8 protein-coding genes and 1 pseudogene are annotated in these 6,229 nt (G+C 45.9%); 6 read left to right on the top strand and 3 right to left on the bottom strand.

The genetic code is table 11. From position 1 onward, the window contains the following. The 5 genes and pseudogenes from Q0236_RS01795 to Q0236_RS01775 form a co-directional block, all read left to right on the top strand. Positions 1-184: pseudogene (locus tag Q0236_RS01795) on the top strand (helix-turn-helix domain-containing protein); the annotation flags it as partial. Further along, positions 162-2,054 (top strand): hypothetical protein, encoded by a 1,893-nt coding sequence (locus tag Q0236_RS01790; RefSeq protein WP_297914331.1) that lies wholly within the window; start codon positions 162-164, stop codon positions 2,052-2,054. The pseudogene Q0236_RS01795 and the gene Q0236_RS01790, both read left to right, overlap by 23 nt. Before the next feature lie 423 nt (positions 2,055-2,477). Then, the gene (locus tag Q0236_RS01785; RefSeq protein WP_297914328.1) at positions 2,478-2,612 is read left to right on the top strand and encodes a hypothetical protein; all 135 of its coding nucleotides are present in this window, start codon (positions 2,478-2,480) and stop codon (positions 2,610-2,612) included. Positions 2,613-2,793: 181 nt separating this feature from the next. Then, a complete protein-coding gene (locus Q0236_RS01780; protein ID WP_297914325.1) occupies positions 2,794-3,330 on the top strand; it encodes a phosphatidylglycerophosphatase A in 537 nt (178 codons plus the stop codon). 498 nt (positions 3,331-3,828) lie between these two features. Then, positions 3,829-4,533, top strand: a complete 705-nt coding sequence (locus tag Q0236_RS01775; protein WP_297914322.1) for an alpha/beta hydrolase — start codon at positions 3,829-3,831, stop codon at positions 4,531-4,533. A 486-nt stretch (positions 4,534-5,019) separates the two neighbouring features. On the opposite strand, the gene Q0236_RS01770 is transcribed toward Q0236_RS01775, so the two are convergent. Genes Q0236_RS01770 through Q0236_RS01760 form a run of 3 tightly spaced genes read right to left on the bottom strand, consistent with a single transcriptional unit; the run spans position 5,020 to position 5,977 of the window. After that, the gene (locus Q0236_RS01770; RefSeq protein ID WP_295151260.1) at positions 5,020-5,487 is read right to left on the bottom strand and encodes a hypothetical protein; all 468 of its coding nucleotides are present in this window, start codon (positions 5,485-5,487) and stop codon (positions 5,020-5,022) included. Continuing rightward, on the bottom strand, positions 5,484-5,720 hold the full coding sequence (locus Q0236_RS01765) for a hypothetical protein (protein ID WP_005871317.1): 237 nt from the start codon (positions 5,718-5,720) through the stop codon (positions 5,484-5,486). Before Q0236_RS01765 ends, Q0236_RS01770 begins: the two co-directional genes overlap by 4 nt. Then, positions 5,717-5,977, bottom strand: a complete 261-nt coding sequence (locus Q0236_RS01760) for a hypothetical protein (protein ID WP_297914319.1) — start codon at positions 5,975-5,977, stop codon at positions 5,717-5,719. The genes Q0236_RS01765 and Q0236_RS01760 overlap by 4 nt, the downstream gene beginning before the upstream one ends. A 69-nt stretch (positions 5,978-6,046) precedes the next feature. Between Q0236_RS01760 and Q0236_RS01755 the strand changes: the two genes are divergently transcribed. Next, positions 6,047-6,229, top strand: a 183-nt coding sequence (locus tag Q0236_RS01755; RefSeq protein WP_297914317.1) for a DEAD/DEAH box helicase family protein, incomplete at its 3' end; no start/stop codon positions are given.

The following is a 6,229-nucleotide window of genomic DNA, read 5'->3' as shown; positions in this document are numbered from 1 at the left end:
CGAAATTACGCTTGGCAGCAGCAAAGAACGCAGCGAAATTTTAAGCATCGAAGAATACGTAAAGCTCACGATCGTAGCGCACCAAGACGAGTATTTCGACTCCGATCTGGCGGCGGCACTTGGGATTTCGCGAAAATCGCTTTGGGAGAAAAGGAAAAAATATGGCATCGCAAGAAAAAAATAGCCGCGCGCGCTCGGTATGGATCGCAGACGGGACAGAAATTTCACGCGATACCGGCAATTTGCACGAAATAAAACCGCTTGAAAGCGAAGGAATTTCAAATAGCACAAAAATTCTAAACGCCGCAAAAGCTTCGAGCGACGCGGCGCTAAATTTTTTAAAGGCAAAGCAAAATTTAAAAGCAAAGCGCAATTTAAAAACGGTGCGAAATTTAAAAGCGTCAAGGGCTGGCGATGCTAGAAAAGATGAGATGCAAGCTAAGGGAGCGGCATGGAATTTAAAGGCAGAGCAAGCCGGAAGCGAGAGCAAAGGCGCAAATAATAGCGCAACGCAAATCCGCAAGATAGAGATCTCGCGCTCCGACCTAAACGTCCTGAGCCTGCTCGCAAACGGCGCTTTCGGCAAGAGCTGCGAGCTACTGCGCCCAAGCAAGCTTAGCATCTGCGGTATAAATTTCGTTTTTTCCTGCGCGGACGCAAAAAAGGGCGATATTTTGGAGCTTTATCTTAGCAAGGACGGCATAGCCGAACGCGCCAAAAATTCGCTTAGCGGCGAGAGCGGCGCGTATTTGCTAGCTAAAGGATCGCTCAACTTGCAGGATGGAGTTTCTGCTGTGGCGCAAAATGAGCAGAATTTTGCGAAAAGCGGCACGGATTTCGCGCGCACTGCAAGTACTCAAAGCACTATAAACGCCACAAGCGAGGGCTTAGACCATATAGAAAGCCTTGCTGCGTGCTATGATCAAACTTTTACTCGCAGCACAGATGTAAAATCTGCAAACAACGCCGCTTTGGATTTGGCGAAAAGCTCTAGTGAAAATTCTGCGGTAAATTCCGCGCAGAGCTTTGCCGAAAATTCTGCGATAAATCGCGTTTGTAGCGCAGATGCAAAATCCGTAGCAAATTCGGCGGGAAATTTTATCTCAAATTCCACCGAAAATTTCATCAAAAATTCCGCTGCAAATCCCGCCTATTGTGAGCTTGTCGCGCGCATAGACGTTAGCGACGTTTATGCCCCAAGCGCAAGCGAGGTCGCAGACTCGGTGTTTCAAAACGCATACGCAGAGCAAACTGCGGTGCAGGGGCGCATCACGCTGCTAAAAAATGAGCTTGCAGAGCAAATCGCGCGCATAAAAAAAGTCGCAAGCTCGCTTGCCGCGCCTAAAATTTCAGCGTTTTTTACCTGCGCCGATCCGATCCACCGCGTGCATGAGCGGCTGATTAGGCATATGATCGACAAGGCGGATTTCGTGGTGATTTTTTTAACTGGCACGAGCAGCGCGGATGCCCTGCCCTACGAGCTACGCAAAAAAACGCTAAGCTATTTGCTGCAAAATTTTTTGGTTGCGCAACGCGCTATGATGATCGATCTGGGCTCGCTTGCGATTTTTGACGACAAGCCTGCCTTGCAATGCGCGATCGCAAAAAATTTAGGTATAAACAAAATAATTTTTGGGCAAAATCACGCGAATATGGAGCTATTTTTCGAAGGTGGCGGCGTGCATTCGGTGCTGGACGAGTATCAAAAGCGCGGCGAAATCGAGATTTTGCTTATGCCGGAATACGTCTATTGCGAGAAGTGCAAGGTGCTAGTAAGCACCAAAAACTGCCCTCACGGCGCTCATCATCACGTGCATTATCGCACGCAAAATCTCAAGGCACTGCTACGCGTAGGGATTTTGCCACCCGCAATTTTTATGCGTAAAGAGATCTCGGCGATGATTTTAAGCGAGCTTTTTCCCGCGCGATTTTCGGATCTGCAAAAGCTCTACGACGAGCTTTTTCCAAACAGCGGGATCTTGCAGAGCCACGGCGAGAGCGAGTTTTACGAGCAGCTGATGCAGCTGTACCAAACCAGCGCGCTAAAGACGTAGCTCTCGAGGGCGCAACGCAAAAAAATGACGTGGAATTTGCGGAAGCTAGGCAGAAGGTAAAATTTCGCGACGTTAGAATTTACGGCGGCTAGACGTAAAGTAAAATTCCATAGTGTGGAAAGAAAGGACTGCGCGGAATTTTATAGCATAAAGAGCGGCGGACGCAGATTTGGCGTAAAATTTTGCGGTACAACGAAGCTAAATTTTTAAAACAAGCGGTGCGGTAAAACGAGCTTTAAATTTTAAAGATTCGGCTTCGTAGCAAATTTATAACGACGCAATAAAATCACGCGGCGAAGCGAATTTAAAATTTTAAGGCGCGGCATATGCGTAAATTAGCAGTGTAGCGGATCTAAAATTTAAGCTTTCGGCGAGCAAGTTTAAATTTAGCCAGATGCTCGCAGTAAGTCGCAGTGCATAAATTTGGGCGAGGCGCAACGACTGCTCGCTCGCGCAAAATGCCGTGCGTTTGCGGACGGGTTTGAAAACTCCGCGTGGAGCGAGCAAAATTTTAAAATTTTTACGCAGATGAGTAGAATTTTAAAATTCCTGCGTTAACGAGCAAAATTTTTGTGGCGAGCGAGTAGAACTGATTTCATGTAGGTGGGCAAATTAATTCTACATGCACGAATGAAATTTAAAATTCTGCGCGTAGGCGAATTTAAAATTTTCGCGCGAGCAGATGCTCTAATTAAAATAAGCGGTAAAATTTTAAAAAGCAAAATTTAAAAGGACAATTATGGATAAAATTTTCGTTACATTTTTCGGCGCGGGGTTGCTAAGGCCCGCGCCTGGTACTTGGGGCAGCATCGCAGGCTGGATAGCGGGGCTTGCGATCTTGATGCTGGCGGGCGAGGTGACGCTGTTTTTGTGCGCCGGCCTCGTCTTTTTCGTCTCGCTTAAGATCGTAGGCGATTATGAGAAGCGGACCTGCTCGCACGATAACAGCGAGATCGTCATCGACGAGGTCGTGGGGGTGTGGATCGCGATGTGCGTCGCAGCGCCCGTGGGCGAGATCTTTTCGCTGCCGCTACGGGAGCTGATCGCGGGCTTTGAGAGCAGCAGGATCTCGATCGTCGCGATGATTTTGGCACTATTGTTTTTCAGGGCGTTTGATATCCGCAAACCCTCGATCATCGGACGTGTGGATCGCGACGTAAAGGGCGGGCTCGGCGTGATGCTAGATGACGTGCTGGCGGGCTTTTTCGCGGGGCTTGGGGTTTTGATAGTTATCTCTTTAGGGATCAAGCTCGGTGCCGCAGGATTGATTTTTTAAGCTTTTTTAGGCGAGATCGCAGCAAACACAGTGCGATTGCGGGCGCTATCAAGCACCGAAATTTTAAAAACCGCATCTTGGGCGGGCTTATGAATTAGCGCAAATTCTAACTTCTGAGGCGCGAGCCCGCTTGAAATTAAAATTTAGCGGTATTTATTCGCGCAGCCTGCAAATAAAGCAGGCGTAAAATTTTAAAATTTTGCACGAGTCGCGATAAAATTTGCGCGGTCTTAAATTTTAAATTTCGCAGCTTGCAGAATTCTACGGCATAAAAATTTAATTGTGCTGCAAGAATCAAAATCATGCCGCCTGAAATTTCGTGCGGCTAAATTTTAAAACAAAGCGGCAGGCACAGCTCGCGCGTAAAATTTTAAAATTTATCGCTAATCGCAGGCAGTCTAGCAGGGCGTGCTATTAAATTTCAGCAATATTTATGGTTTTGCTTGTAGCATTGCCGCAAAATGCGGGTATCGACGCAAAAATTTAAAGGAACGAAAAATGCAAAAGAGCGCGATTGAGATACGCGGCATTCCCGCCGCCGTTTGGGGGAGCCGCTCGAAAAAGGTTTATATCTACGCTCACGGACAGGGCGGAAGCAAGGAGGATGCGGAGCTTTTGGCTTCCGTCGTTTGCAAGCAAAGCTGGCAGGTAATTAGCTTTGATTTGTCCGAGCACGGACAGAGGCGGCACGAGCCCGCTTCTTGCGATCCGCGGCGCGCTATTTTGGAATTTCGCGAAATTTTATCGTATGCAAAGAAGCGCTGGGACGAGGTCGCGCTGTTTGCCGTTAGCCTAGGGGCATGGCTCGGCCTGCAAAGCTTCCGCGACGAAAAGCTTAGCGACTGCCTCTTCGTCTCGCCGATACTTGATATGAAATACGTTATTTCAAATATTATGCGTAGGGCTGGCGTTAGCGAGGAACGATTGAAGCAAGAGCGGATGATTTTGACCCTTGCCGGGCAACCGCTTTTTTGGGAATATTGGAGTTTTGTTTTGAACAATCCGATCACCAAATGGGAAACGCCTAGCCAGATTCTATACGCAGAAAACGACGATATGACGCCTCTTTGTATCGTTAGAAATTTCGCGCAGAAGTTCGACTGCGACTTAAGCGTTATGAAAAACGGCGAGCATTGGTTTCATACACCGCAGCAGCTAGATTATTTGCGTAGTTGGATTAAATCGGCAATTGAGAATCTCTGATAAAAATTATATGAAAATTTTAAAACTCACGCCCAAGCCCGCGCCGATAAAATTCCGCGCGTTTTCGGGGTACAAATTTCATAAATTTAAGATGATCTTGATATTTTGCCTTAATACGCTTGTTTTATAAGGCGCTTTTCGCAGATCCAGCCACAGCTCACATCGCCGCGCCATGCGAGGGGCATAGCTTCAAAGCACCCATCTCATAAATTTAACCGCAATAGCATAAATCACGACCGATATGAATTGCAAACTAAAATATGATTAAAATTTAACCGATAGGCTGTCAATACAAATGCGAAAATGCCGATTTTAAAGCTAAATTTTAAAAAAATACCTATAAAGATGAATTCTTGAAATCTTAACATGTTTTTGGCACGAGGTGCGAGCCGACGTACGGCTTATCGCACTTCACTAGCACTATCGCGCTTTTGCTACACGGACGCTTTACGAATCCATAGCAGTCGCGCGATTAAATTTTAAAAATTATTTGCCTATCCTAAAGCCATTTAACTTCATATAAGTCGTATCTTTATGAAATGCTTCGCATCGCTCCCTGTTGCGATTGATATTCGAGGTCTCGAAAAAATATCCATCACTATCTTGACGTAAGGTGATCGTCGCGCAAAAGATCATATCGTTTTTGAGTTTCGGTCCTACGCCGTAATCAAAGGATTGATTTAAAGTGACGGTTTTTTCTAGATCACTATCACTAAACTGCCTGGAGCCCGTCATGCTCTTTAGCTCGCGAAAATTTCCTTGATTTAAGTAGTCGCGTTGTATATCTTTAAATACGCCTTCAAGCTCGACTGCATAAGCTTTTACTAAAACCTCATCCTTAGCGCCGGTAAGTTTCGGCATCACTATCTTTACTATCACGAAGATTATAATAGCTAAAAATATTATCCCACTTACGCCGCCGCCTACTGCCGCACCTTTTCTCATTTTCATCATTTTACTCCTTCGTCGATGTCCTTTACCAAGGCATCTATTTTTTTATTAAGCATGAAATTTTCATAGCTTTTTTGGATATAGGCCTCAAGTAGTTCGCCCGCATCCAGATGATCGCTGCCGCGAGTTAAAATCCGCCAGTCCCTACCGAAGACCTTCGCAAAGTCATCATCCAGGCTTATCGCGTATTTTTTCGTCAAAGACTTACTCGTCAGCTGAACGGAAATTTCTTTCATTTCTCGCCTAAACTATCGCCTGCTAAAACGTCGTCGATCTGCTTACTCAGATCCTCGTCGCTCATCTTTCGATACGCCAGATCGTTTTCAAGCGTGCCAAGCTGCATTCCCAAAGCCTCGTTTTGCGCCTTGACCGTCGCTAGTTCGGTGCGTAGCTTTTCGTTTTCGTCCCTAGCCTCGGTGTATCGTCTAATCAGCTCAGCTACTTTATTGCTTAAGCCCTCGACCTTTTTCTCTTCGTCAAAGATTGATTCCATTATTTCGCCTTTTCTGATATAATTTAAATGAAAATATTACCCAATTTTGGCTTTAAAAAAGGAAAAATTTTGCAAAATTTTAAAATCGAGAGCAAATTCTCTCCGAGCGAGGATCAAGAAAAAGCGATCGAAGGCATCGTCGCGGGCTTTCAAAGCGGCAACAAATACCAAACCCTTCTCGGAGTTACCGGCTCGGGTAAAACATTTACCATGGCAAATATTATTAAGAGGCTTGGAATTCCCACGCTCGTA

Source organism: uncultured Campylobacter sp., assembly GCF_938031315.1.
GTDB lineage: Bacteria > Campylobacterota > Campylobacteria > Campylobacterales > Campylobacteraceae > Campylobacter_B.
Note: the sequence above shows the minus strand (reverse complement) of the source record. Positions and strands in the feature narration are given on the sequence as shown.

What these genes read in the sequence shown, in the direction of transcription:
- Q0236_RS01775 (WP_297914322.1), top strand. Translation starts at nt 3,829, where the DNA reads ATGCAAAAGAGCGCGATTGAGATACGCGGCATTCCCGCCGCCGTTTGG.
- Q0236_RS01770 (WP_295151260.1), bottom strand. Translation starts at nt 5,487, where the DNA reads ATGATGAAAATGAGAAAAGGTGCGGCAGTAGGCGGCGGCGTAAGTGGG.
- Q0236_RS01790 (WP_297914331.1), top strand. Translation starts at nt 162, where the DNA reads ATGGCATCGCAAGAAAAAAATAGCCGCGCGCGCTCGGTATGGATCGCA.
- Q0236_RS01765 (WP_005871317.1), bottom strand. Translation starts at nt 5,720, where the DNA reads ATGAAAGAAATTTCCGTTCAGCTGACGAGTAAGTCTTTGACGAAAAAA.
- Q0236_RS01780 (WP_297914325.1), top strand. Translation starts at nt 2,794, where the DNA reads ATGGATAAAATTTTCGTTACATTTTTCGGCGCGGGGTTGCTAAGGCCC.
- Q0236_RS01760 (WP_297914319.1), bottom strand. Translation starts at nt 5,977, where the DNA reads ATGGAATCAATCTTTGACGAAGAGAAAAAGGTCGAGGGCTTAAGCAAT.